This window comes from Rhizobium sp. BK379, assembly GCF_014193955.1.
Lineage (GTDB): Bacteria > Pseudomonadota > Alphaproteobacteria > Rhizobiales > Rhizobiaceae > Rhizobium.
In genome coordinates this window covers 1,633,080-1,654,817 of sequence record NZ_JACIAD010000001.1, presented here as the reverse complement: position 1 = coordinate 1,654,817, position 21,738 = coordinate 1,633,080, and the positions used below count along the sequence as shown (strand labels likewise).

The following is a 21,738-nucleotide window of genomic DNA, read 5'->3' as shown; positions in this document are numbered from 1 at the left end:
TCCCAATCCTTGAGCTGACGAAATCGCCACACCGTTTTAGCCGAATGCCACGTCAGTAGTTGAGCAGGATCTGCCCGATGGGATCGCGTATTCTGATGACCAGCAGCTTCGCGGTATATGTGTCGGACCCGTTGAAGAAGTGAAATTTACGCTCACGGCCTATTTCCGTGCTGAATTGCTGATTGCCGAAGGAGCAATCGGAGGCGCATTCGATTTTCAGCTGACTTCCGCGATCGGGTGATTTCGAGAAGTCGGTAATGTTCAGCGAATGTATTGGTCCGATGTCCTTGACCAGTTCGCAGGTCTTGCCGTTATAGCAAGTGGCGGACCCAGCTATCGGATCGCGATCTGCGAACAAAATCCCGAAGCTGATTGTGCTGCTGGTATCCTCGGGATAGCCGCTTGCCGGGAAGACGGCGAACAACGCGACAAGTGCAAGCAGAACCGGAGCGGAATTCGCCATAATCGTGCGCGCCTCTTTTTTCACAACTCATGTTGGCGATTTGCGAAGAATCTATGGCGTACGGTTGGAGCGAGTTGCGGTTCTTCCAGTGTTTGCGCAAAAGCCCTTGTCTTTTGCCCGTGACATACTAGATAAGCTTCGCAATCGCTGGCGCGGTTCAAAGCCTGTGGATAAGGCTTTTTCCGGGTTTTCGGTGGCTTTTTTTCTGGAAAAGCTTGACGAGAACAAATTTTGTGGGAATCACCGTTCCACTTGAGCGGTGAACTGGGTCAAGGCGGATCGCACAACCATGGCCGGAAATCCAATGGCAATGAAGTTTTGCTGTCCGATGCCGGCAATCGTGGTTAATCAGGCTTTAAATGTCATCCCGTTAGGTGGGGTATAGGTGATTCGAGGCCGGCGCGCACGTGCCAGGCCACGACAGGGCCATTCACCGCAGCGAGTATGAATAGCGTCAGGAAGGCGACGATATAAATGGCAACGAAGGTCAAAGAGAACGAAGAAGCGGAAGTCGAACGCGACGGCGCAAGCGACGGCCCTCTTCTCGATCTTTCCGATGACGCGGTCAAGAAGATGATCAAGGCCGCCAAGAAGCGCGGCTATGTGACGATGGACGAGCTCAACGCCGTCCTGCCTTCCGAAGAAGTGACGTCCGAACAGATCGAAGACACGATGTCGATGCTGTCGGACATGGGCATCAACGTCATCGAAGACGAAGAAGCCGAGGAAGCCGGCGCTTCCGGTAGCGATGACGACGACAGCTCCGACAGCGAAGACGGCGAGGGCGGCGAGCTTGCGCCTTCCAGCGGCACCGCACTTGCGACCGCCAAGAAGAAAGAGCCGACCGACCGTACCGACGACCCGGTGCGCATGTATCTGCGCGAAATGGGTTCCGTCGAGCTTCTGTCGCGCGAAGGCGAAATCGCCATCGCAAAGCGCATCGAGGCCGGCCGCGAAACAATGATCGCAGGCCTCTGCGAGAGCCCGCTGACGTTCCAGGCGCTGATCATCTGGCGCGACGAACTGAACGAAGGCACGACGCTGCTGCGCGAGATCATCGATCTCGAAACCACCTATTCCGGTCCGGAAGCCAAGGCTGCCCCGCAGTTCCAGAGCCCCGAGAAGATCGAGGCCGACCGCAAGGCTGCCGAGGAAAAGGAAAAGACCCGGCGCGCGCGCTCTGGTGACGACGACATCACCGATGTCGGCGGCGAAGGCATGCCTCCTGAAGAGGAAGAAGAGGACGAGGACGAATCCAACCTTTCTCTCGCGGCGATGGAAGCTGAGCTGCGCCCGCAGGTCATGGAAACGCTCGACATCATCGCCGAGACCTACAAGAAGCTGCGCAAGCTGCAGGACCAGCAGGTCGAGCAGCGCCTTGCCGCCACCGGCACGCTGTCTTCCGCCCAGGAGCGCCGCTACAAGGAGCTCAAGGACGAACTCATCAAGGCCGTGAAGTCGCTGTCGCTCAACCAGAACCGCATCGATGCGCTGGTCGAGCAGCTCTACGACATCAACAAGCGCCTCGTGCAGAACGAAGGCCGCCTGTTGCGTCTGGCTGAATCCTACGGCGTCAAGCGCGACTCGTTCCTGGAACAGTACCAGGGCGCTGAACTTGATCCGAACTGGATGAAGTCGATCGGCAATCTGGCCGCTCGCGGCTGGAAGGAATTTGCCAAGAGCGAAAACACGACGATCCGCGACATCCGCCAGGAGATCCAGAATCTCGCGACGGAAACCGGCATCTCGATCTCGGAATTCCGCCGCATCGTGCACATGGTGCAGAAGGGCGAGCGCGAAGCGCGTATCGCCAAGAAGGAAATGGTCGAAGCGAACCTTCGCCTCGTCATCTCCATCGCCAAGAAGTACACGAACCGCGGCCTGCAGTTCCTCGACCTCATTCAGGAAGGCAATATCGGCCTGATGAAGGCGGTCGACAAGTTCGAATACCGCCGCGGTTACAAGTTCTCGACCTATGCGACGTGGTGGATCCGTCAGGCGATCACCCGCTCGATCGCCGACCAGGCCCGTACGATCCGCATTCCGGTGCACATGATCGAAACGATCAACAAGATCGTTCGTACCTCGCGTCAGATGCTGCATGAAATCGGCCGCGAGCCGACGCCGGAAGAACTGGCCGAAAAGCTCGCCATGCCGCTCGAAAAGGTCCGCAAGGTCCTGAAAATCGCCAAGGAGCCGATCTCGCTCGAAACCCCCGTGGGTGACGAAGAGGATTCGCACCTCGGCGATTTCATCGAAGACAAGAACGCGCTGCTGCCGATCGACGCCGCCATCCAGGCGAACCTGCGCGAGACGACGACCCGCGTTCTGGCATCGCTGACGCCGCGCGAAGAGCGCGTCCTGCGCATGCGCTTCGGCATCGGCATGAACACCGACCACACGCTCGAAGAGGTCGGCCAGCAGTTCTCGGTCACCCGCGAACGTATCCGACAGATCGAGGCGAAGGCGCTGCGCAAGCTCAAGCATCCGAGCCGCTCGCGCAAGCTGCGCTCGTTCCTGGACAGCTGAGCGTTTTCACGCATCCAACGACCGATACCAGAACCCGGCCAGCCTTGCTGACCGGGTTTTTCTTTGGTTTCAGTCACTACAAATGAGCCTTTCGGGCTATTGCTAAGCCGGATTGATGGCTCGCTTTTTGTTGTCGCCCTGTGGTGATGGGCCTATAATTTCCCTCGCGGGGGAATTGAGCGGTCGCAGCATGCGAACGGTTTCGCAAGCCTGCTTGGATGACCATGGCCTCCGCCGGGAGGTGTAACATGACCACTTACATTCTCATGATAAACTGGACGGATCAGGGCATCCGCAATGTGAAGGAATCTGCCAAACGGCTCGATGCGGCAAAAGCTCTGATGGGCAGCTTGGGCGGCTCCTTCGAGCGCTTTTATCTCACCATGGGCGAATATGACATGGTGGCTATTTGCGAGGCACCCGACGACCGGGTGATAGCGCGATTTACGCTATCGCTTGGCATGGGCGGCAATGTGCGCACGAAAACCTTGAAGGCATTTTCGGAAGTGAATTATCGCGACATCATCGCGTCGCTCGCATAGATCAGGATGGTCGATAAGTGGTGATGAGCCAGATATGGCGTTGTGGCTGGTCCGCAGCGCTGGCAGTGTCGTTGCGCCTTGAACCCAGAGCATGGACTTGCCTTCGATGGAACATGCCGGCCTGTTGCAGAGAGGAAGATTCGATCCGGCCTGGCCGGCATCGCTCGCACTGCATCTTGCCATCATCGCAATCCTGCTGGCATTCCTGCCCGACGTGAAGCCGCTCAGGGCGCCGCCGGAGGAGAGTGTCGACGTCGAGGTCGTATCACCGCCGCCTGCCACCGCAATTCCCGTTCCGCAGCCTGCGGCCCTGTCGCCGCCGCAAAGCCGTGGGGACAGCGGAAGTCCGGCGGATGGGGACATCCTGCCGTTGATGCCCGAGACGGCGTCCAGAGAGGTGCTTCCGTCTGCGCCGGCGCTGGCGAAGCCGGCGGTATCAGGTCCACCGCCGCTGATGCAGGCGACGGAACTCTTTTCCGCAAAAACACTCGGCAGCCCGCGCAGCCGCAACGCACGTCAGCTGCTTGGCACGCTGTCCGGTGAGGAGCGCAATCTGCAGCTCTGCAACCTCGAAGCGCTGGAGCAGGTCAACCGTTCCCGTCCGGGATCGGTGCCCGATCTCGTGGCACCTTACGCCATGAAGCCGGAGAAGGTGAGGGGCAACAGCATCGAGGTGGATGGCGGGGCTTTCCGAAGCAAGCGGAACTGGTTCAATATCCGCTTCCATTGCGAGGTGGATCCCGCGGGAAAGACTGTCACCGCCTTTGCCTTTGCGATTGGCGATGCCATTCCGAAGGACCTGTGGCAGGAGCACAATCTGGTGGCCGAGGATGGCGAGGCCGATCAGTGAGTCCGCTGCCAACAGTCACGAAGGTCATCATCACAAGGTTTTTTCCATTTGTGGCTTGATGCTGCCGGTTTTAAAGGCCACATCGCTGCTGTGACAGAAGAAGAAGTCGAACCGGCAGATACCGATCACGAGACGGAACACCAGGAGCCCCGCGCTCGCTGGGGTGTTATCGCGTCCGTGCTGGTGCATGTGCCCATCGTCGCGCTGTTGATTTTCGGCCTCCCTAAGATCCAGGCGCAACCCGCCGAGGACGAGAGCGTGAAGGTCGAGCTCGTGCCGCCGCCGGAAGAGAAGAAGGAAGACGAGAAAAAGCCGGAGGAAAAGCCAAAAGAGGAAAAGAAACCACAGGAACAGGCAAAGGCCGAACCACCGCCACCACCACCGCCACCAGCACCGCCTCCTTCTCCGTCGCCACCGAGTCTGCCTCCACCTTCGTCCGAGAAGCGGGCGGGCGGGAGTTCACCTGTTTTCGAATTTGGAGACAAGAACACCGGCCCGATGAAGTCCGTGAATGGAAACGCCTCGGAAGGAGAGAAAAAGGATACACCGGTTCCTCCACCGCCTTCGCCTCCGCAGCCACCGGAAGAGCAGACAGCGGAAGCTACCAGTACGTCTCAGCCGCTTGAGCAGCCCGCCGGAAATCCGGTTCCAAAAGAAATAGAACCGCCGCAGATCGCTGCTGCCGATACACATTCGGAACGCGACGCGCCTGCCGCTGCGACAACCGAAGAGGTGAAGACCAGTTTCGAACCCGAAAAGCCTTCGGTGCCCAAGAAGCCCGCACTGCAAAAAGATCAAGTGTCGAAGGCGCCATTGCCCGAGGTAAAAACGTTGTTTTCGCAGAATATGACGGACGATCAGATTGCGCAGACGGCAATGGGTAACATGCAGCGCGGCGAGCGCATGAACCAATTATGCAGGTCAGAACTCGATCAGCAGATAATTCATGAGAATCCGAGATTTCGGGGTGCCGAGCTACCGTCATATTCGCTAACCAACGAAACTGTTATCGAAACGAGGAAGGGGGCCTTTTTCAAGAGCGGAAAATGGTACAACGTACAGTTCCGATGTGAAGTGGATCCCGACGCAAAGAGGATACTGTCGTTTGCATTTAAGTTCGGTGGGCCGCTTCCCGAGAGCCAGTATCCGATTTACAACTCTCGCCGATAGCTGTTCGCTAGCCTTGCTTCATTCGCGCAACAGCCACACGCAAGGCATCATCTCTATCGTTTCCCCATAGCCGTTATGGTACGGTAGCGAAGGGACACATGATATGTCGAACGAGATCGAGCACTTCTTCGAGCGCCAGGAAGAAGCTGTCAGCCTGATGTTTCTGGAAAATAAGGCCGACGAGCTGACCGATATTCTCGTCGCAGCCCTGGAAGAAGCTTTCGAAATTCTCGCTGAAAGCGCGCCGGTCGGAACCTTTCACTAAGGCCGTCACCCAAGCTCCCGAAGGAGCCTTTTCCCCTAGGGATCATCATGGTCGTTCCGCTTCAGGAATATGGCAGGCTTCCGGCCTCGCTCCGGAACCATCTCGATGGCTATGAATGGCGACGGGACGCTCTCGGGCGGTCCTCGGCCTGTGTTTTTCGTCTGGAGGGCGAAGGGCGTCCGGGGCTTTACCTGAAGGTCGAAGAGGCCGGACCGTTTTGCGAGCTCGCCGAGGAAGCCGAGAGACTTGTCTGGCTTCGCAGCCAGGGCCTCGACTGCCCTGAAGTCATCGCCCATGAGAGCGACGGAGAGCGCAATTTTCTTCTGATGACGGCGCTGCCGGGCGTGGATCTCGTCACTGCCGCAACGCTGTTGCCCGAAGAGCGCATCGAGATCCTCGCCTCTGCGCTCAGTGCGCTCCATAGCCTCGATATCAATGCCTGTCCGTTCGATCATCGGCTGGAGAAGCGCCTTGCCGCCGCTGCAGTGCGCATGCGGGCCGGCGTTGTCGACGAAGCGGATTTCGACGAGGAACGGCTCGGCAAAAGCGCCTTCTCCCTCTTCGGCGAGTTGCAGCGGCTGCGACCGGAAAGCGAAAATCTTGTTATTGCGCATGGCGATGCCTGCCTGCCGAACTTCATGGTCGCAGAGGGGCGGTTTGCCGGTTATATCGATTGCTGCCGCCTTGGTGTTGCCGACCGCTATCAGGATGTCGCGCTCGCCTGCCATAGCATCGGCTATAATTTCGGCGAGGAATTCGTACGGCTGTTTCTCAATTCCTATGGCCTTTCGATCATCGATCCTGTGAAGATGGACTATTATCAGCTCCTCGATGAGTTCTTTTAGAACTCCTGTTTTGGCGCAATTCCGCACGCGAAACTGCTGCCCATTCTGGGCTTGCTAGGCTCGCTGCCGGCTGGCACAGTCGGTCGCGAAGGAGTTTTCCATGCCCGCCAGCCAGTTCAGAATGCTGCGTTCGTCCGTGCCCGGCGTGGAGGCGGTGGTGGCGACATCAGGCCATCGTTTCGCGCGCCACACGCATGAGCAGTTCGGCATTGGTTTCATCTTTTCCGGGGCTCAAAGATCGCTGAGCGGGCGCGGCATGGTCGAGGCGGAGGCCGGCGATCTTATCACCGTCAACCCGAACGAGGTTCATGACGGCGCGCCGATCGGCGAGGCGCGCTCCTGGAGCATTCTCTATTTTGATCCTGCGGTGATGGAGGGGCTTGCGCGCGAGGTTGCAGAAGGCGGGACCAATCGGTCGGAAATTCCGCGCCCTGTCATTCATGACAGGCTGCTCGCCGATCGATTTCGCGCGCTATTTTCCGCCGTGACCGAGGATGAGGAAGGGATGCGCTGCGAAGAGCTGCTTCTGTCGGTCATTGCCGATGCCCTGCGGGAAACCGCGATGACGGAGGGGCCGGCGCCGGCACCGCATTCCATTGTCCATGCGCGTAACATGATCGATGATGATCCGGCGGGCGAGATCTCGCTTTCCGATCTGGCACGGGAGAGCGGCCTCAGCCGGTTTCAGGTGCTGCGCGCCTTTGCGCGGGAGACGGGTTTCACGCCGCATGCCTATCACGTTCAGGCCCGCGTGCATCTTGCCCGGCGGCTGATCGCCGGTGGTGCTGCACTGGCGGAGGCTGCAGCGGAAAGCGGCTTTGCCGACCAGAGCCATATGACGCGCGCCTTCGTTTCCCGCTATGGCCTGACGCCCGGCACCTATGCACGCGGGCATTCCTGATCGCTTGCCTGTTTCCTTGCAATTTCGTTCAAGACCCCTGGCCTTTCAGCCTGTTTGCTTGCGCTGTCTCTAAGGGAGCGGCAGATGAGCAGGGAATTTCAAGGTTATATCTATCTCACTTTGGCCATGACGACGGTCGGCAGTACCGTTGTCGCCAGCAAGGTCATTGCTTCCGGGTTGCCGCCTTTTACGGCGACGGCCCTGCGTTTTGCGGTGGCCTTTCCCTTCTTCGTCTTCCTGATGCGATGGACAGGAGCGCGGCTGTTACAGCTTTCCGGACGGGATTGGCTGATCCTCGTCACGCAGGCAGGTGCTGGGAGCGTGAGTTACACGACCCTGTTGATTTCGGGCCTGTCGCTGACATCGGCGGCCAATGCAGGCGTCATCATCGGCACGCTCCCCGTCGTCTCGGCGGCAATCTCCATTCTCGTGCTTGGCGAGAGGCCGCAACGGTTCCTGCTTCTGGCAATCGGGCTTGCGGCTGCCGGCGTCTTTTCCATTGCCTTTTCGCCGGCTGCCGGTAGCGGGTCTCTCGTCGGTGACATGCTGATTTTCGGCGCGGTCATCTGCGAGGGGCTGTTCATCCTGCTCAACAAGCGGCTTGGCACGTCGATTCCGCCATTGACGCAGTCGGCGTTGATGACAGCCATCGGCTTCGTCGTCGCGGGTGTGCCCGCCTTGTTTGAGCATCACGATATTGGCATCGCTTCGCAGCCTGCTCTGCTTGCGGTCCTCTATTATGCGCTGGTGCCGACTGTCGGTGGCTTCATCCTCTGGTATGCGGGAGCGGAGCGCGTCAGTGGCGCGGAGGCCTCCCTGTTTACGGCTGTTGCGCCGGCAACAGCCGTCATTTTTGCCTTCCTGGTTCTTGGAGAGGCGGTTGGTGCCAACCAGATTTTCGGGATCGCCTGCGTTCTGGCCGCGGTCATAGGCCTTGGCCTCGCCAGCCTGCGGCGAACGGCCAAGGTTTAAGCGGGGCGGAAGACGTTGCGGTATTGCCGCGGCGTCATTCCGGTTTGCGTCCTGAACTGCCTGTTGAAATTGGCAAGCGAACCATAGCCGACGGCATCGGCGATATGGCCGACGGGCTGGACCGTGGCCGAAAGGCGGGCGCAGGCATCACCGATGCGCATGCGGATCAGATAGTCCGAGACGGTGGTGCCGGTGTGGCGGCGGAACAGCCGGTGCAGGCCCGAGACGCTGAGTGCGGCTATATCGGCAAGTTCTTCCAGCGTGATTGTGCGGGCATAGTTCAGATGCACATACGTTAGCACCCTGTCGATCCGTTCGCGGCTTTCCTGCAATTCACGGCTTTGGCCGGGTGTGCTGGCAAGCGGAGATGCCTGCCGGTCTGCGGCAATGGCGTCGAGAATGTTAAAGAGCAAGAGCAGCCGTTCGGCTGGGGGCTTTGCGAAGATGGCCTCGATATTGCTGCGGACGGCAGCGGCCGCTTCCTTCGAGAAGTGCAAGCCGCGATCGGCACGAGCAAGCATTGCTTCGACGGGGCGCAGTTCCACCGCGCCTGATGTCATTTGCCGCATCCAGTCCGGATGGAACCACAGCACGAGGGCGATATGCGGGTTTGCCTCGTCGTATTTGGCCCGCGATACCCAGGTATGTGGCAGGTTCGGCCCGACGAGCACGAGGTCGCCATCCTCATATTCCCCCGTGTGATCGCCGATAAAGCGCTGACCGATGGAGTTCAGCGTCAGCGTCAGTTCGAATTCGGGGTGGTGGTGCCACTGGAAGGGGATCGCGTCATCCAGCCGCCGGTTCAGCATGCTCCAGGAGCTGTCGGCGTGGCGTGGCAGGATTTCGAGATACGGCCTCATCAAGCGCCTCTCAGATATTTGACGCCATGATAGTATCATAATTTGCCAAGTTGGCACAACATGAGCTGCGATGAGCCGCTACACTCTCTCCATCGCCTGAAACAACAGGAATGGATCAAATGATGGGAGGATCTCATGGAACTGGCAGTGAAACGCGACGCTCATCCGACGGCCTCGTCGGTCACCACGCAGCTCAAGGACATCAAGAAGAGACTGCCGCTGCGCGTGCTCTCGGAAGCGGACTGGCAGCACTGGACGACGAAGGGCTATGTCATCGTTCGCCAGGCCGTTCCTGCAGCCAATGTCGAGCGGCTTGCGGAGGTGCTCTGGCGTTTTGACGAGAAGGATCCGAACGATTCCTCCACCTGGTATGCGCCGCAGCGCCGTGAGCACAAGATGAAAGAGCTCAACAATACCGGCATGCTGGAAATCTATAATCACCAGGCAATGTGGGATAACCGGATGGAGAAGCGCGTCTATGACGTCTTCGTCGATATCTGGGACCGCGAAGACCTGTGGGTGACGATCGACCGCGCCAATCTCAACCCGCCGAAGAAGGTCAAGGGCAATCCCAACGGCTTCATCCACTGGGATGTCGATACGTCCATCCGGCCGATGCCGATCGGCGTGCAGGCAGTCCTGAGCCTGAAGAAGCAGGACGGCGATGTCGGCGGCTTCCAGTGCGTACCCTATCTCTTCGAGCATTTCGACGAATGGGTGAAGACGCAGCCCGAGGACCGCGATCCGATGCATCCAGACATGACCGGTCTTTCGACTGTCAATATCGACATGGAGCCGGGCGACCTGATGATCTTCAACTCGCTGCTCGCCCATGGCGTTCGCCCGAACCATGCGGAGAACCGTGTGCGCATGGCGCAATATATCTCCATGCATCCGGCCGAATACGATAATGCCGAAGAGCGCGAAGAGCGCATTCGCCTGTGGCGGGAGCTCGATCATCCGAAGCGCGATGCCTTCCCCGGCGATCCGCGCGAATGGGAAAAGCACAATGCCAAGACCGCCGAGCTGACGCCGCTCGGCCGCAAGCTGCTCGGCCTCGACCGCTGGTAAGCAGATAGCAGGTCACAAGCCGCGGAGGTCAACGTCTCCGCGGCTCTTTCCGCATCGTCGATGCGCACATCTGCGGCCTATGAAATCTGCCGAACGAGAATGGTCGCGCGGCCCCTTGGGATGGTCGCTTGCACACCCTATCTCTTTCGGAGAGATATCAATCCGGAGATGACGTCCATGTCAGGCAAGCCGATCAAGATTCCCGGGCCGGATCATCCGATCACCGTCGAACACAATCCCTCCCGTGTCGTCGTCAAGCTCGGCGGCCGCGTGATCGCCGATACGCATGATGCGCTGACCCTGCGCGAGGCTTCCTATCCGCCGGTGCAATATATTCCACGCAAGGATGTGGATATGTCGCTGCTGGAACGCACCGAACACGAGAGCCATTGCCCCTATAAGGGAGATGCCTCCTATTACAGCATTCGTGATGGCGGCGAGCGTTCGACGAATGCGATCTGGACCTACGAGGCGCCCAATCCCGCCGTTGCCAACATCAGGGACCATCTGGCCTTTTACCCTGACAGGGTCGATTCCATTGAAGAGCTGCCGTCGCCCGAAGCAGGCCAGTTCTAAGGGATAACCGGACTTCCACCTATGACCTACGCATCAGTCAAATGACGATGGATGCGTAAGCGTATTGGGTTAATATGAATACCCTTCAGGTTGCAGTATCTTTGCCGCGCGCGGGGTATTGCAGACCCGGGGGCCCTATGAAACTGGACCAGGTGGAGCTTCGTTCCGAAGTATTGGATATCCGCATCGTAGAGAGCATCGGCGATGGTTCTTTCAATTTTGAGTTCGATGTCTTTCGCAGTGACGGATATGTTCTGATCCTGCTGGAAATACTGGCGGGAAGGGGTGATTTCCTTGTTCAGGGTTTCAGTGAAGAAAATAGCGCGGCCACATCCCTCCGGAGCCGGCAAAGGGTCTATATACTGAGACCGGTCGACGCTACTCGCAGGATTGCTGTCGGCATGTTTGCAGCCGTCAACAGCAAGGTCCGGGCGACGATCGCCTGCTTCAAGCGGAAGATCGTCAATACATCCGAAGAATTGTCCTGTCCTCTGTGCCGAGCGCTTTCCAAGCTGCTGGTCGCCTCCGCACTTTCCTGGATGGGCATTCCATCTCCCGACATTCTGGATAGGGTCGAGATTTCCACCGCCCCCACTGTCGAGCAGATGAGGAAGCTTCTTGGTGGTGCAGCGACCATAGGCAGTTCGCAAAATGAGCTGCTCGCTCTCATTGGTCCGGATTTGCGTATGGCAATCATTGACGTCATGGAAGAGACCATGTGGCTGCTCGATATGCGCGACCAGCTCCATACTGCGGCGTGCCAGATGGTCGGCTGCTGTCCGCGCTCGACTTGATGCGGCAATTACGCATCGGAGCTTATTCCGGTTGACATGGATCACTTTCAGGCAGAACACCGTTCCGCTCTTATAAGATTCCTATAGGCGCCTGTGGCTTGGCCGCAGGCCGGTGACTGAACCATGGACATACCAGTGAAAGAGCGGGAAAGCGTTCTGCGCCATCCCGGCTATCTGAACTTCGCCGCCTCCCGGGTCTTTTCCTCACTTTCCTTCCAGTCCGTGGCGATCGCCATGGGATGGATGATCTACGATCAGACGCATAGCGCCTTCGCGCTCGCGCTCGTCGGTTTCTGCCAGTTTCTGCCGATGGCCGTGCTGACCTTTGTCGTTGGTCACGTCGCCGACCGGTTCGATCGCCGGCGGATCGGGCTTGCCTGTCAGTTGATCGAGGCTGTTACCTCGCTGGTTCTGGCGATCGCAACCTGGCAGCAATGGCTGACACCGGCCGGAATTTTGGTCGCAGTCACCATCATGGGCGCCGTTGTCGCCTTCGAGCGGCCGACCATGGCGGCACTCCTGCCCAGTATCGTGCCGGTTTCGATGCTGCAGAGAGCCGTTGCCACGTCGACCTCGATGATGCAGACGGCGCTGATCATCGGCCCCTCGCTCGGTGGCCTTCTCTATGGCGTGAGCCCCATTGCGCCCTTCGCGGTCGCAGCCGTGCTTTTTGCGGTGGCGAGCTTCAATGTGATTTCGATCCGCATGCAGTGGACGCCTTCGAAACGCGAGCCGGTAACACTTACTTCCGTCTTCGCCGGCGTTTCCTTCATCCGCAGCCGACCGGTGATGCTCGGCACCATCTCACTTGATCTCTTCGCAGTGCTGCTCGGGGGCGCGACGGCCCTGCTGCCGATGTTTGCACGCGATATTCTCCATGCCGGCCCGTGGGGCCTTGGCCTGCTGCGGGCGGCACCAGCGATCGGTGCGCTTGCCATGTCCATCGTGCTGGCCCGCCGGCCGCTGACATCGGATGTCGGCCGCAAGATGATGATGGCAGTGGCGGTCTTCGGTGTCGCCACAATCGTCTTCTCGCTCTCGACCAATATAGCGGTCTCCGTCATCGCGCTGCTCGTCGTCGGCGCGTCCGACACGGTCAGCGTCGTCGTGCGAAGCTCTCTCGTGCAGCTTCTGACGCCTGACGAGATGCGTGGCCGCGTCAATGCCGTGAATTCGCTCTTCATCGGCACATCCAACCAGCTCGGTGAATTCGAGTCCGGCATGCTTGCCGGCGTGATCGGCCCGGTCGTGGCCGGCATCGTTGGCGGGGTCGGTACGATTGCCGTCGTGCTCCTGTGGACGCGGCTTTTCCCGGATCTCCTCAAGGTGAAGACCCTTCAGGGCTAGGCCCTATCTCCTTGCCGCATAGGCCGTGGGCATTAATTGACGCGCCTATGTCGGATGCCGCCGGCGTCGAACGTCCTTCGGACGTTAAAACGAAGGGAGATCTGCAATGTCCTATGTTGATGGTTTCATCGTCGCCGTTCCCCGCGGGAATGTCGATGCCTACAAGGAATTCTCTGCCTATGCCGGATCGATCTGGAAAGAATACGGCGCGCTTGAATATGTCGAATGCCTTGGCAACGAGGTGCCCTATGGTGAGCTGACCTCGTTTCCACGCGCCGTGATGGCCAAGGACGACGAGGTCGTGGTCTTTTCCTGGATCCTCTACAAGTCCAAGCAGCAGCGCGACGAGGTCAATGCCAAGGTAATGGCCGATCCACGCCTTTCCAGCGACAAGTGGCAGATGCCTTTTGACGGCAAGCGCATGATCTATGGCGGCTTCGAGGAACTGCTGCGGCTGTAACCTCAGAGATGCGGCATTGACTTCGGGGGCAAGGCACGCCACCTCGCGAGAGACAATCTGCGACGGAGACCGCCTTGCCCCAGACGATGCTTACACTATCCACCCGCGGTCAGGGCCTCTACGAATTCACCGATCAGGCTAATGCCTTCGTGCGACAGTCCGGCATGGACGAGGGGCTGCTGACTGTCTTCGTGCGCCATACCTCCTGTTCGCTGCTCGTTCAGGAAAATGCCGACCCTGACGTGAAGACGGACCTCAACAATTTTTTCCGCCGCCTCGTGCCGCCATCATCCGACCCATCGATGCGATGGGTCATCCATACGAGCGAGGGGCCGGACGACATGCCGGCACACATAAAGGCGGCGCTGAACCAGGTTTCGATCAGCATTCCCGTCGGCAACGGCCGGCTGATGCTCGGCACCTGGCAAGGCATCTATCTCTTCGAACACCGTGATCGCCCGCATCGGCGCGACGTGGTCCTGCATCTCGGCCCGTAGATTGGCTTGCGCATTCCGGGACGAAAGCGACTGCGCCGCTTTGCCGGGCATTGTTTCTGCGCCGTTAACCGTCCTGAATGCCAACTGAATGGCCGGTTCGAACAGCATTCAGCTTCATGCGTTTAGTCTCGAGACAATCCCAAAAGGGAGATTGAGGAAACACCACGAGGAGACAAACCCGAATGTCGCATTTCCTTGCCAAGGCTTCGCTTGCCGCACTGCTTGCCCTGAGTTCCATTCCTTTTGCTGGCTCCGCCGCTTTCGCGGCGCCGCAGTCCGATTTTGTCGTCAAGGCGCAGTATAATCGCCCGCCGGTTCGCGGCTGCTCGCCGATGCAGGCTATCCGCAAAGCCCGCTATTCCGGTTTGCGCGATGTGCGCATTTCAACCATCACACCGCGCCGGGTCGTCGTTGCCGGTCGTGACCGCCGTGGCTGGGATCGCATGACCTTCGCCAACGTGCGCGGCTGCCCGCTTATGTATCGCTGATCGGTGGACCGGAGGCAGGGGAACTTGAAGCAGGAAAACCTCGCCTCCGCCTGTTTTGCCTTGACCGCGATGCTTTCGCCCGTCTTCTCTCGGAACCGTATGCAAGTGATTCCGAAATAGGCTCCGGCAGTTGCCCGCGTGGCTATCAACCATGAGGATCTTTTTTATGATGCAGTTTATGGCGAAGGCTGGGCTTGCCGCCCTTCTTGCCGCCGCTGCGCTGGCCGGCACCGTTGCGCCGGCTGCAGCACAGGTAAACATCATTATCGGTGAACCGGACCGTGGTCCGCCCCCGCCGGATTGGCGCCGTCCGCCGCCACCGCCGCCGGGCTATGGCCGTCCGCCTCTGCCTCCGCCGGGTTACGGGCGTCCGCCCCGTGGCGGCTGCGATCCGCGCATCGCTGCAAACATCGCCGAGGATTACGGCCTGCGCCGTACGCGCGTCGTTGATATCACGCCGCGTCGTGTGATCGTGCAGGGCTGGAGCCGCCGTGGCCCAAGCGAGATGACTTTCGGCAACGTTCGCGGCTGCCCGCTCCTGCGCCGCTGAAGCCAGGCGCGATCGTTCAGTGCGTAAAAAAACCGCCCTTGCAGACAGCAGGGGCGGTTTTCTTTTGAGCGGCTTTCCCGTCGGGGCAGGGCGCCGAAGCGCCCTGCGGAGACTTACTGTTCGATTGCGAAAGTCACGCTGACGGTGACATTGTAGCTGTTCTCGCCGCCCTGAACGGGAACGGCAGCGGCGTCGGAAGCTTCCTTCATCATCGCTGCGCGATAAACCGGCTGCGGCATCGGACGCACGACATTTTCGCTGATTTCGACGATGCGGCCGACCTTCACGCCGGCGGCTTCACTCAGTGTCTTCGCCTTCTTGATCGCATTGGCGACTGCGTTCTTGCGGGCTGCCTCCAGGGCTGCTTCCGGCTTGTCGTTGGTGAACTGGATATCACCGCCCTGATTGATGCCGAGGGTGACGGACTGGTCGATGATCTCGCCCAGCTTGGAAAGGTCACGGACGCGAACGGTGACCGAATTGCTGGTCTGGTAGCCGATCAACTGCGGCGGCTGTGGCTGATTGTCGACCGGCTGCGGGTAATTGTACTGCGGCTGGATCGAAAAGCCTGACGTCTGCAGGTCACGGTCGGCGATACCGCTCTTCTTCAGTGCGGCCAGCACCTCGTTCATTGCCTTGTTGTTTTCATCAAGCGCTTCGCGGGCAGTCTTGGCCTGCTTGACCACGGACAGATTGACGACGGCCATATCGGGAGCCAATGCCGATTCGCCCTCTCCGGACACGTTAATGACCGCTTCGCGCGGCTGATTCTCCTCTGCGAGAAGTGGAGCGGATGCCGCGAGCGGCAGGCTCAGAAAGGCTGTCAGAAGGGCAGTCTTGGTGTAGTTCGGCGCCATGTTTGTTCCTCGGCTGTTTGCGTCCCTGCGAGCTTTGTGTCTGCGGATTGTGAAGCTATTGCGGCAGAAATCGATGCGGGGACTGCTTTATCATGATGGTTGGTTTCGACCAAAGAGTGTAAGGGCAATCAACGCATGGTAGACAATCCGAACCTCTCGCTGCTCCTGCGGACGATGACCATCCCGGTCTATCCCTTCGATGTGGCGTTAGAGCGCGGGTGGTGGTCGGCCGAGGTTAATGTCTTTACGGTCAAGAACAATCTGATAGAGCTAGGGCCGAACAGCCACGACACGGCGATTGCGACGAAGCTCGACTACAGGCGGCAGTAATTCAAGGGAATACACCGCTCCGTCACCCAACTGCTTCGTGCTGCCGACTATGCTAGAAGGGTGCAATATTCTCCATGGTAGCGAGCGAAGAGCCCACCGCCACGCCCTCCCGCCTCAAGCCTGTCCTCATCATCCTGTGGCTGCTGCTGATTTCGGCACCCATTCTGGAAAGCGACAGCTATCGCTATGCGGCGCTGCTGCTGATCGGGACGACCTTTGTCTGGTTCAAACCGAATTTGAGCCTGCTGAAGCGAGACTGGCTGGCCAACGCCTGCGTTGCCTGGGGCGCCTATGCGCTGCTGCGCTTCCTCTTCGGCCTGATCGTCTACGGCGAGAAGGGTGCGTCGGACTGGCTCTACGCCTTTCCGCTGTTTTTCCCAGCCGTCGGCATCGCGCTTTATTCCAGCCGGAAAGAGGTCGGGACGGTCCTGGCGATCTATTTCCCGATCGCACTTGCAGCGCTGCTGATCTCCACCGACTACCAACCGATTCTTGCAGGCGACGACCGTATTTCGCCGCTCTTCCATAACAACCTGATCCATGGCGCCATCGGCTGCGGTTTTCTGATGATCGGCGCCTTCTACTGGCTGTTGCACGCCTGGGAGACCGGCAAGCTCGAGCGCCGTTCCGGCACCTGGATCATTGCCGTCGCGACGCTCATCATCGCGCTCTGCCTTTTCAACATTTACGGCTCGAAGGCGAAAGGCGTCTGGCTGAGCCTTGTCCTTGTCGGACCTCTCATGCTGGCCTCGATGCTGCTTTATGCAAACAGACGCCGGGCTGCGCTGGTAGGAGCTGCTGTCGTTGCTCTCGTGGCAGCAGCGCTTTTTGTCGGCGGCGATGATATCTGGAGGTTTGCCGGCCCCACTTATGAGGCCACCGTTCGGATCGAGACCGAAATCTCCGCACATGGCGTTCGGGATGCCGTCGCTGCTGCGATCGCGTCAAGAGCTACGCCGGAATCGATGAGTGAAAGGCTGCAGCTCTGGGCGAATGCTTCGGAAGTGATTGCCCAGGCGCCTCTCTTTGGTGCCGGCAATCATTGGCTCATCCTCTGGAATTCGACCACCTATGCCAGCGTGCCCTATACTCTGCTCCATAACGGCTACTTCGAGATGCTTGTTCGCCACGGGCTGTTCGGCATCATCGTTTTCGCCATATTGGCAACAGCCATGTATAGGCGGGTTTTCGCTGCCTGGAGGGCCGGGCTGATCAGCCTCAGCGCGCTGCTGGCCTATAGCATGGTGACACTATTCTTCCTCGGAACGATCCTGTCCAATTCCAACAACCGGCTGGCAATCGGCGAATCGTTCTTCTTCGTATTCTCCGCCGTCGCGTTTGCCTGCGGGATCATGCTGAAGAAGGGGGAGATCGGGCAGGATACCGGGATGATATCCCGGGATCAGAAGGCTGCCTGAGAGGGCGATGGAAGCCCGCCTGGAAGGGATTCGAGCGCTCTCAAGCTGAGCGCCCGTCTGGTCAGATACCGAAATCGTCAAGAAACGAAGGATGGATCGCAGTCTTCCTTGCCTCGCGCGCATCACGATAGCGCTGCTGGGCAGAACCAAGACCATTGACGATCCGTCGCATGAGGCCGCTTTTGCGGCGTTTGAAAATCAAAGGCATATCAAGCTCACTTTTTTTATTTTTGTTAGCCGGCGAGCATATAATTTGTGCGCGTTGCTCCAACAATGGGCATTTTGGCATGCCACCTATGCATAATATGACAGTTATATGACAATGGCTCCGTCTGCCGTCCCGTCACGGGCCGGCGACCTTCCTCTCGCCGTCGATGGTATCGGCTATGGCGGTGCTGTAAGATGCTTCCCGCTGTCGTCCTTTCGGGGGAAGAGACTGACATGGAGCGCCGCCTTGCCGCTGTCCTGATTGCCGATGTCGTGGGCTACGGCCGTTTGAGCCAGGTCGACGAGGAGGGGACGCGTCTGCGTTTCCAGGCAGACCTGAGGGAGATCGTCGAACCTTCGATAGCCGAGCATAGCGGACGATTGGTCAAGACCATGGGCGACGGGCTGCTGGTCGAGTTTCACAGCGTCGTCGATGCCATGCGCTGCGCAGTGGATGTCCAGAGGCTGAAGGCAAGGCACAATGCTGAGATGCCGGACGACCGTCGTCTCGATTTCCGCATCGGCATCAATCTCGGTGATATCATCGTCGAGGGAGACGATATCCACGGTGATGGCGTCAACCTCGCCGATCGCATGCAGTCGCTCGCCGAACCCGGCGGAATAGCGATCACGGGCCCAGCCTACGACCAGGTGAGATCGAAGCTCGATGTCGGTTTCATCTCGCTTGGCGAGCAGAAGGTCAAAAGCCTTGCCGAGCCCGTGCGAGTCTATCGTGTCGTACTCAGCCCGTTGGCAGCAAAAAGAGCTGCCAAGGCGCGCCGATATCCGGGCCGCCGGAGCATCGTGGCGATGGCTGCTGGCGCCTTGCTGCTCGTTCTTGCCGGAGCTGCGCTATGGTGGCAGCCATGGGCGTTGCTGGAAGGCCCTTCGGTTGCCGGGCGGTTTGCCTATCCGCTGCCGGACAAGCCGTCCGTCGCCGTGTTACCGTTCATCAATGTCAGCGGCGACGTCGAGCACGATCATCTTGCCGAAGGCCTGACCGACGACCTGATTACCGAGCTCTCCAAGGTCTCCGGCCTCTTCGTCATCGCGCGCCACTCCGTCTTTGCGGTGGGTGACGATGGCGGCAAGATACAGGATGTGGCAGCCGAGCTCGGCGTTCACTACGTTCTCGAAGGCACGCTGCAGCGCGCAGGCTCGCGATTGCGCATCAACGTCAAACTGATCGACGCCCTGACCGGGCTTTCCCTCTGGGCCGAGCGCTACGACCGGGAATATGCCGACCTTTTCGCGGTCCAGGATGATGTCATCAGTAAGATCATCGCAGCACTTGCCATCCGGCTCAGCGAGGGCGAGCGCACGCAATTGGCGCAGATCCCTACGGAGAATCTCGAGGCCTACGACTATTATATGCGCGCCGAGCAGGCGGGCCTCACCTATGGAGACGTCGCGACCTACCGCGAAGCGCTGTCCTATTACCAGAAGGCGATCGACCTCGATCCGAATTTTGCCGATGCGCATGCGGGGATCGCGCGGATCGCCGTCGATGTCTGGCGCAACGACTATAATATCCTCTGGTCGGCGGCAGTCGCCCGCAAGATCGCCTATGACGCTGCAGGGCAGGCTTTGAAGATCGACCCGAACAATGCGCGGGCGCATACCGTCCTTGCTCTTCTGCAACTGGTAGATGGTCGCCAGACGGAGGCGCTGATATCGGCGAACCGTGCCGTGCAGGCGCAGCCGAGCGACGCCGAAGCCAATGGCAATCTGGCCCTCGTGCTCGCTCATATCGGCAATCATGACCAGGCGACCACCGAAATGGAAAAGGCGCTACGCTTCGATCCTTCGCCATCGCCCGGCTTCCAGTTGCTGGCGGGTATCGTCTTCTACATCATCGGTGATGACGACCGGTCGATTTCGCTGATGGAGGCGGCCCGCGACGCGCTTCCCAATGCGGAGGCTGCGCGCGAATTCCTGACCGCGGCCTATATCGAGGATGGCGACAGGAAACGCAGCCTGCAGGAGAAGACGAAGCTGCTGGCGCTCTTTCCCGAAAGCAATCTCACCTACTACAGCTATCTCTACGATTACTGGCGCAAGGACGATCTGAACCTGCATTTGAGCAGGCTGCAGAAGGCGGGCATTCCCGAATGGCCCTTCGGATTTCAGGGCGAGAAGGCCGATCAGGTTACCGGCGAGCAGTTGCGCGATCTCATCAGCGACAAGAGCTGGGCCGGCAAACACCGCAACGGCACACAGTTCGTCCAGTTCTTCGACAAAGCGGGCAATACCGCCTATCGCAGCGCCAACACGAATATTACCGGCACCGTCGAGATCAGGGGAGACTGGCTCTGCGAGAAATTCGCGGGCTATTTCCTCGACAGGATGGTCTGCGGCAACGTCTATCGCAATCGCGCTCCCGACGAGCCCGGCGCGACATATGTGCATGTCACGCCGCAGGCGCTCAAATTCTTCTCGATCGGGGGCTGACTGCCGCGGACAGCTATTGGGCAGAGGGGTGCTGCCAGTCTTTCTGTGTCTTTTCCGAGATCAGGATGTTCTGCACTTCCGACCAGTGCTTTTTGGAGTCGACCACCTTGGTGGGGTTCTTCACCAACCCTTCTGCGGCACCCGGATCATAGCTGATATAGAGCTTGCCTTCGATGATGCGCCAGGCATTCGGATCGATGTTGGTGGTCACCGTTCCGAAGGACACGCCGTCGGCGCAGTAGCCGCCATATTGCGGGGCATATTTGCCGGGATCCTTGACGAACATGTCACGATGCTCGGCACTGGCGAAATACCAGGTGGCGCCAAGCCAGTGGTGGGAATATTGCGGCGATCCTTCCACGGCCTTATCATCGGTGAAATAGGCGACAGGGTCATAGCCCTTGATCGCTACATCGCCGAAATAGCCGGTGTTGACGAAGTCTTCCGCCGTGGCCTCGTTCGCCAGCAGCAGGACGGCGATGCCGCCTATCGCTGCAGCCTTCACAAATCCATTCCAGTGAGACATTTCAATGCTCCCGTTTTTCAGGCGCGCACGCTCATTTTCGCTTCGTGCATTCGTCATAGAGCCACTGACCCGTGAGGTCGGCTCCCTGACAGGCGGCGCCTGCTTTCAACAAAAGAGTGACGGCGTCCCAATGCGATCGCCATCCGGCCTGGGTCACCGGCGTGTAGCCGTTTCTTTCCTTCGGCTCGATATCGGCCTTCTGCGCGAGCAGGAAAGCAATGACATCGGCATGACCTTCCTCGGATGCCGCATGCAGCGGGGTCATATTGTAGAAGTTCTCGTGGTCGTTGACGGAAGCACCTCTTGCCACCAGCAGCTCCACGATATCGAGATGGCCGCCATAGGCGGCCGCATGCAGCGCCGTGAGCCCGCCCTTGTTGCGGATCTCGATGTCGCAACCGCGATCGAGAAGAAGGGTAACGACATCGGCCTTGCCTGATAGCGCCGCGATCAGCAGCGCCGGCTCGCCGGTATTATCAAGTTCAGCGAGGTTCGCGCCCTGATCGGCAAGCTGCTTGACGCGCTCGACATTGCCTTCGCGCGCGGCATCGTGCAATGGGCCCGCGGACGCTGCGGAAATTCCAATGCCGAAACAAATGAAGCTGACCCAAAAGACATTCATCGCGCACCCCCGTCTTGCCATTACTGGCTTACAAGCGCGAAAGTGTAGTTAAGCTATCATGAATATGAGGGGGCGGCAATAAACGGCGACGTCATCAGCTATATTGAGTCCCTTAAGGTCTGGGGAACTTTTCACTGGGACTAAGGC

At 59.2% G+C, this 21,738-nt stretch carries 25 protein-coding genes; 20 read left to right on the top strand and 5 right to left on the bottom strand.

From position 1 onward, the window contains the following. Window positions 1-52: 52 nt before the first annotated feature. Window positions 53-487 carry a hypothetical protein gene (locus FHT93_RS08485; RefSeq protein WP_183847077.1) on the bottom strand — a complete coding sequence of 145 codons (435 nt, stop codon included), beginning with the start codon at window positions 485-487 and terminating at the stop codon, window positions 53-55. Window positions 488-937: 450 nt separating this feature from the next. Here FHT93_RS08485 and rpoD point away from each other — a divergent pair, with 450 nt between their 5' ends. The 8 genes from rpoD to FHT93_RS08445 all read left to right on the top strand — a co-directional run bounded on the left by rpoD (window position 938) and on the right by FHT93_RS08445 (window position 8,537). Continuing rightward, window positions 938-2,992: an RNA polymerase sigma factor RpoD gene (gene rpoD / locus FHT93_RS08480; protein ID WP_112543627.1), complete on the top strand. Its 2,055-nt coding sequence runs from the start codon at window positions 938-940 to the stop codon at window positions 2,990-2,992. Between the two features lie 248 nt (window positions 2,993-3,240). Beyond that, entirely contained in the window at window positions 3,241-3,534 is a 294-nt protein-coding gene (locus FHT93_RS08475) for a GYD domain-containing protein (protein WP_018114106.1), read from the top strand. 91 nt (window positions 3,535-3,625) lie between these two features. Then, complete coding sequence (locus FHT93_RS08470) at window positions 3,626-4,384, top strand: DUF930 domain-containing protein (RefSeq protein WP_246781567.1); 759 nt, start codon at window positions 3,626-3,628, stop codon at window positions 4,382-4,384. A 48-nt stretch (window positions 4,385-4,432) separates the two neighbouring features. After that, on the top strand, window positions 4,433-5,554 hold the full coding sequence (locus tag FHT93_RS08465; protein WP_183847075.1) for a DUF930 domain-containing protein: 1,122 nt from the start codon (window positions 4,433-4,435) through the stop codon (window positions 5,552-5,554). 103 nt (window positions 5,555-5,657) lie between these two features. Continuing rightward, a complete protein-coding gene (locus FHT93_RS08460) occupies window positions 5,658-5,819 on the top strand; it encodes a hypothetical protein (RefSeq protein WP_018114155.1) in 162 nt (53 codons plus the stop codon). A 47-nt stretch (window positions 5,820-5,866) separates the two neighbouring features. Then, entirely contained in the window at window positions 5,867-6,664 is a 798-nt protein-coding gene (locus FHT93_RS08455) for an APH(3') family aminoglycoside O-phosphotransferase (protein WP_183847074.1), read from the top strand. A 100-nt stretch (window positions 6,665-6,764) separates the two neighbouring features. Beyond that, window positions 6,765-7,565 carry an AraC family transcriptional regulator gene (locus tag FHT93_RS08450; RefSeq protein WP_183847072.1) on the top strand — a complete coding sequence of 267 codons (801 nt, stop codon included), beginning with the start codon at window positions 6,765-6,767 and terminating at the stop codon, window positions 7,563-7,565. 84 nt (window positions 7,566-7,649) lie between these two features. Then, a complete protein-coding gene (locus tag FHT93_RS08445; protein WP_183847069.1) occupies window positions 7,650-8,537 on the top strand; it encodes a DMT family transporter in 888 nt (295 codons plus the stop codon). Here the strand turns inward: FHT93_RS08445 and FHT93_RS08440 are convergent. Further along, complete coding sequence (locus FHT93_RS08440) at window positions 8,534-9,397, bottom strand: AraC family transcriptional regulator (RefSeq protein ID WP_113204952.1); 864 nt, start codon at window positions 9,395-9,397, stop codon at window positions 8,534-8,536. The two genes, FHT93_RS08445 and FHT93_RS08440, sit on opposite strands and share 4 nt — an antisense overlap. 135 nt (window positions 9,398-9,532) lie before the next feature. Between FHT93_RS08440 and FHT93_RS08435 the strand changes: the two genes are divergently transcribed. The 8 genes from FHT93_RS08435 (at window position 9,533) to FHT93_RS08400 (ending at window position 15,180) form a co-directional block, all read left to right on the top strand. Further along, on the top strand, window positions 9,533-10,468 hold the full coding sequence (locus FHT93_RS08435) for a phytanoyl-CoA dioxygenase family protein (protein ID WP_112543633.1): 936 nt from the start codon (window positions 9,533-9,535) through the stop codon (window positions 10,466-10,468). Window positions 10,469-10,645: 177 nt separating this feature from the next. Further along, on the top strand, window positions 10,646-11,044 hold the full coding sequence (locus FHT93_RS08430; protein ID WP_183847068.1) for a DUF427 domain-containing protein: 399 nt from the start codon (window positions 10,646-10,648) through the stop codon (window positions 11,042-11,044). Window positions 11,045-11,181: 137 nt separating this feature from the next. Then, window positions 11,182-11,838 (top strand): hypothetical protein, encoded by a 657-nt coding sequence (locus FHT93_RS08425; protein WP_183847066.1) that lies wholly within the window; start codon window positions 11,182-11,184, stop codon window positions 11,836-11,838. 123 nt (window positions 11,839-11,961) lie between these two features. Further along, window positions 11,962-13,185, top strand: a complete 1,224-nt coding sequence (locus tag FHT93_RS08420; RefSeq protein WP_112543636.1) for an MFS transporter — start codon at window positions 11,962-11,964, stop codon at window positions 13,183-13,185. A gap of 106 nt (window positions 13,186-13,291) precedes the next feature. Next, window positions 13,292-13,645 carry a DUF1428 family protein gene (locus tag FHT93_RS08415; protein ID WP_183847064.1) on the top strand — a complete coding sequence of 118 codons (354 nt, stop codon included), beginning with the start codon at window positions 13,292-13,294 and terminating at the stop codon, window positions 13,643-13,645. Window positions 13,646-13,719: 74 nt separating this feature from the next. Continuing rightward, window positions 13,720-14,142 (top strand): secondary thiamine-phosphate synthase enzyme YjbQ, encoded by a 423-nt coding sequence (locus FHT93_RS08410; protein ID WP_183847062.1) that lies wholly within the window; start codon window positions 13,720-13,722, stop codon window positions 14,140-14,142. Between the two features lie 182 nt (window positions 14,143-14,324). Next, window positions 14,325-14,630 carry a hypothetical protein gene (locus tag FHT93_RS08405; protein ID WP_112543639.1) on the top strand — a complete coding sequence of 102 codons (306 nt, stop codon included), beginning with the start codon at window positions 14,325-14,327 and terminating at the stop codon, window positions 14,628-14,630. Between the two features lie 166 nt (window positions 14,631-14,796). After that, complete coding sequence (locus tag FHT93_RS08400; RefSeq protein ID WP_112543640.1) at window positions 14,797-15,180, top strand: hypothetical protein; 384 nt, start codon at window positions 14,797-14,799, stop codon at window positions 15,178-15,180. A 113-nt stretch (window positions 15,181-15,293) separates the two neighbouring features. On the opposite strand, the gene FHT93_RS08395 is transcribed toward FHT93_RS08400, so the two are convergent. Next, window positions 15,294-16,037 (bottom strand): SIMPL domain-containing protein, encoded by a 744-nt coding sequence (locus FHT93_RS08395; RefSeq protein WP_112543641.1) that lies wholly within the window; start codon window positions 16,035-16,037, stop codon window positions 15,294-15,296. 135 nt (window positions 16,038-16,172) lie between these two features. On the opposite strand from FHT93_RS08395, the gene FHT93_RS08390 reads away from it, so the two are divergent. The 4 genes from FHT93_RS08390 to FHT93_RS08375 all read left to right on the top strand — a co-directional run bounded on the left by FHT93_RS08390 (window position 16,173) and on the right by FHT93_RS08375 (window position 20,443). Beyond that, window positions 16,173-16,367: a hypothetical protein gene (locus FHT93_RS08390; protein ID WP_113016551.1), complete on the top strand. Its 195-nt coding sequence runs from the start codon at window positions 16,173-16,175 to the stop codon at window positions 16,365-16,367. A gap of 74 nt (window positions 16,368-16,441) precedes the next feature. Then, the gene (locus FHT93_RS08385; RefSeq protein WP_183847060.1) at window positions 16,442-17,785 is read left to right on the top strand and encodes an O-antigen ligase family protein; all 1,344 of its coding nucleotides are present in this window, start codon (window positions 16,442-16,444) and stop codon (window positions 17,783-17,785) included. A 91-nt stretch (window positions 17,786-17,876) separates the two neighbouring features. Beyond that, window positions 17,877-18,089, top strand: a complete 213-nt coding sequence (locus FHT93_RS08380) for a hypothetical protein (protein WP_183847058.1) — start codon at window positions 17,877-17,879, stop codon at window positions 18,087-18,089. A gap of 137 nt (window positions 18,090-18,226) precedes the next feature. Beyond that, on the top strand, window positions 18,227-20,443 hold the full coding sequence (locus FHT93_RS08375) for an adenylate/guanylate cyclase domain-containing protein (protein ID WP_183847056.1): 2,217 nt from the start codon (window positions 18,227-18,229) through the stop codon (window positions 20,441-20,443). A 13-nt stretch (window positions 20,444-20,456) separates the two neighbouring features. Here FHT93_RS08375 and FHT93_RS08370 read toward each other — a convergent pair whose 3' ends face one another. Next, window positions 20,457-20,969 (bottom strand): YHS domain-containing (seleno)protein, encoded by a 513-nt coding sequence (locus FHT93_RS08370; protein ID WP_113016554.1) that lies wholly within the window; start codon window positions 20,967-20,969, stop codon window positions 20,457-20,459. Window positions 20,970-21,000: 31 nt separating this feature from the next. Then, entirely contained in the window at window positions 21,001-21,591 is a 591-nt protein-coding gene (locus FHT93_RS08365; RefSeq protein ID WP_183847054.1) for an ankyrin repeat domain-containing protein, read from the bottom strand. Window positions 21,592-21,738 lie beyond the last annotated feature (147 nt).

Coding starts and splice junctions, on each gene's coding strand:
- rpoD (WP_112543627.1), top strand. CDS start 938: ATGGCAACGAAGGTCAAAGAGAACGAAGAAGCGGAAGTCGAACGCGAC.
- FHT93_RS08475 (WP_018114106.1), top strand. CDS start 3,241: ATGACCACTTACATTCTCATGATAAACTGGACGGATCAGGGCATCCGC.
- FHT93_RS08470 (WP_246781567.1), top strand. CDS start 3,626: ATGGACTTGCCTTCGATGGAACATGCCGGCCTGTTGCAGAGAGGAAGA.
- FHT93_RS08460 (WP_018114155.1), top strand. CDS start 5,658: ATGTCGAACGAGATCGAGCACTTCTTCGAGCGCCAGGAAGAAGCTGTC.
- FHT93_RS08455 (WP_183847074.1), top strand. CDS start 5,867: ATGGTCGTTCCGCTTCAGGAATATGGCAGGCTTCCGGCCTCGCTCCGG.
- FHT93_RS08450 (WP_183847072.1), top strand. CDS start 6,765: ATGCCCGCCAGCCAGTTCAGAATGCTGCGTTCGTCCGTGCCCGGCGTG.
- FHT93_RS08445 (WP_183847069.1), top strand. CDS start 7,650: ATGAGCAGGGAATTTCAAGGTTATATCTATCTCACTTTGGCCATGACG.
- FHT93_RS08440 (WP_113204952.1), bottom strand. CDS start 9,397: ATGAGGCCGTATCTCGAAATCCTGCCACGCCACGCCGACAGCTCCTGG.
- FHT93_RS08435 (WP_112543633.1), top strand. CDS start 9,533: ATGGAACTGGCAGTGAAACGCGACGCTCATCCGACGGCCTCGTCGGTC.
- FHT93_RS08430 (WP_183847068.1), top strand. CDS start 10,646: ATGTCAGGCAAGCCGATCAAGATTCCCGGGCCGGATCATCCGATCACC.
- FHT93_RS08425 (WP_183847066.1), top strand. CDS start 11,182: ATGAAACTGGACCAGGTGGAGCTTCGTTCCGAAGTATTGGATATCCGC.
- FHT93_RS08420 (WP_112543636.1), top strand. CDS start 11,962: ATGGACATACCAGTGAAAGAGCGGGAAAGCGTTCTGCGCCATCCCGGC.
- FHT93_RS08415 (WP_183847064.1), top strand. CDS start 13,292: ATGTCCTATGTTGATGGTTTCATCGTCGCCGTTCCCCGCGGGAATGTC.
- FHT93_RS08405 (WP_112543639.1), top strand. CDS start 14,325: ATGTCGCATTTCCTTGCCAAGGCTTCGCTTGCCGCACTGCTTGCCCTG.
- FHT93_RS08400 (WP_112543640.1), top strand. CDS start 14,797: ATGATGCAGTTTATGGCGAAGGCTGGGCTTGCCGCCCTTCTTGCCGCC.
- FHT93_RS08395 (WP_112543641.1), bottom strand. CDS start 16,037: ATGGCGCCGAACTACACCAAGACTGCCCTTCTGACAGCCTTTCTGAGC.
- FHT93_RS08390 (WP_113016551.1), top strand. CDS start 16,173: ATGGTAGACAATCCGAACCTCTCGCTGCTCCTGCGGACGATGACCATC.
- FHT93_RS08385 (WP_183847060.1), top strand. CDS start 16,442: ATGGTAGCGAGCGAAGAGCCCACCGCCACGCCCTCCCGCCTCAAGCCT.
- FHT93_RS08380 (WP_183847058.1), top strand. CDS start 17,877: ATGGATCGCAGTCTTCCTTGCCTCGCGCGCATCACGATAGCGCTGCTG.
- FHT93_RS08375 (WP_183847056.1), top strand. CDS start 18,227: ATGGAGCGCCGCCTTGCCGCTGTCCTGATTGCCGATGTCGTGGGCTAC.
- FHT93_RS08370 (WP_113016554.1), bottom strand. CDS start 20,969: ATGTCTCACTGGAATGGATTTGTGAAGGCTGCAGCGATAGGCGGCATC.
- FHT93_RS08365 (WP_183847054.1), bottom strand. CDS start 21,591: ATGAATGTCTTTTGGGTCAGCTTCATTTGTTTCGGCATTGGAATTTCC.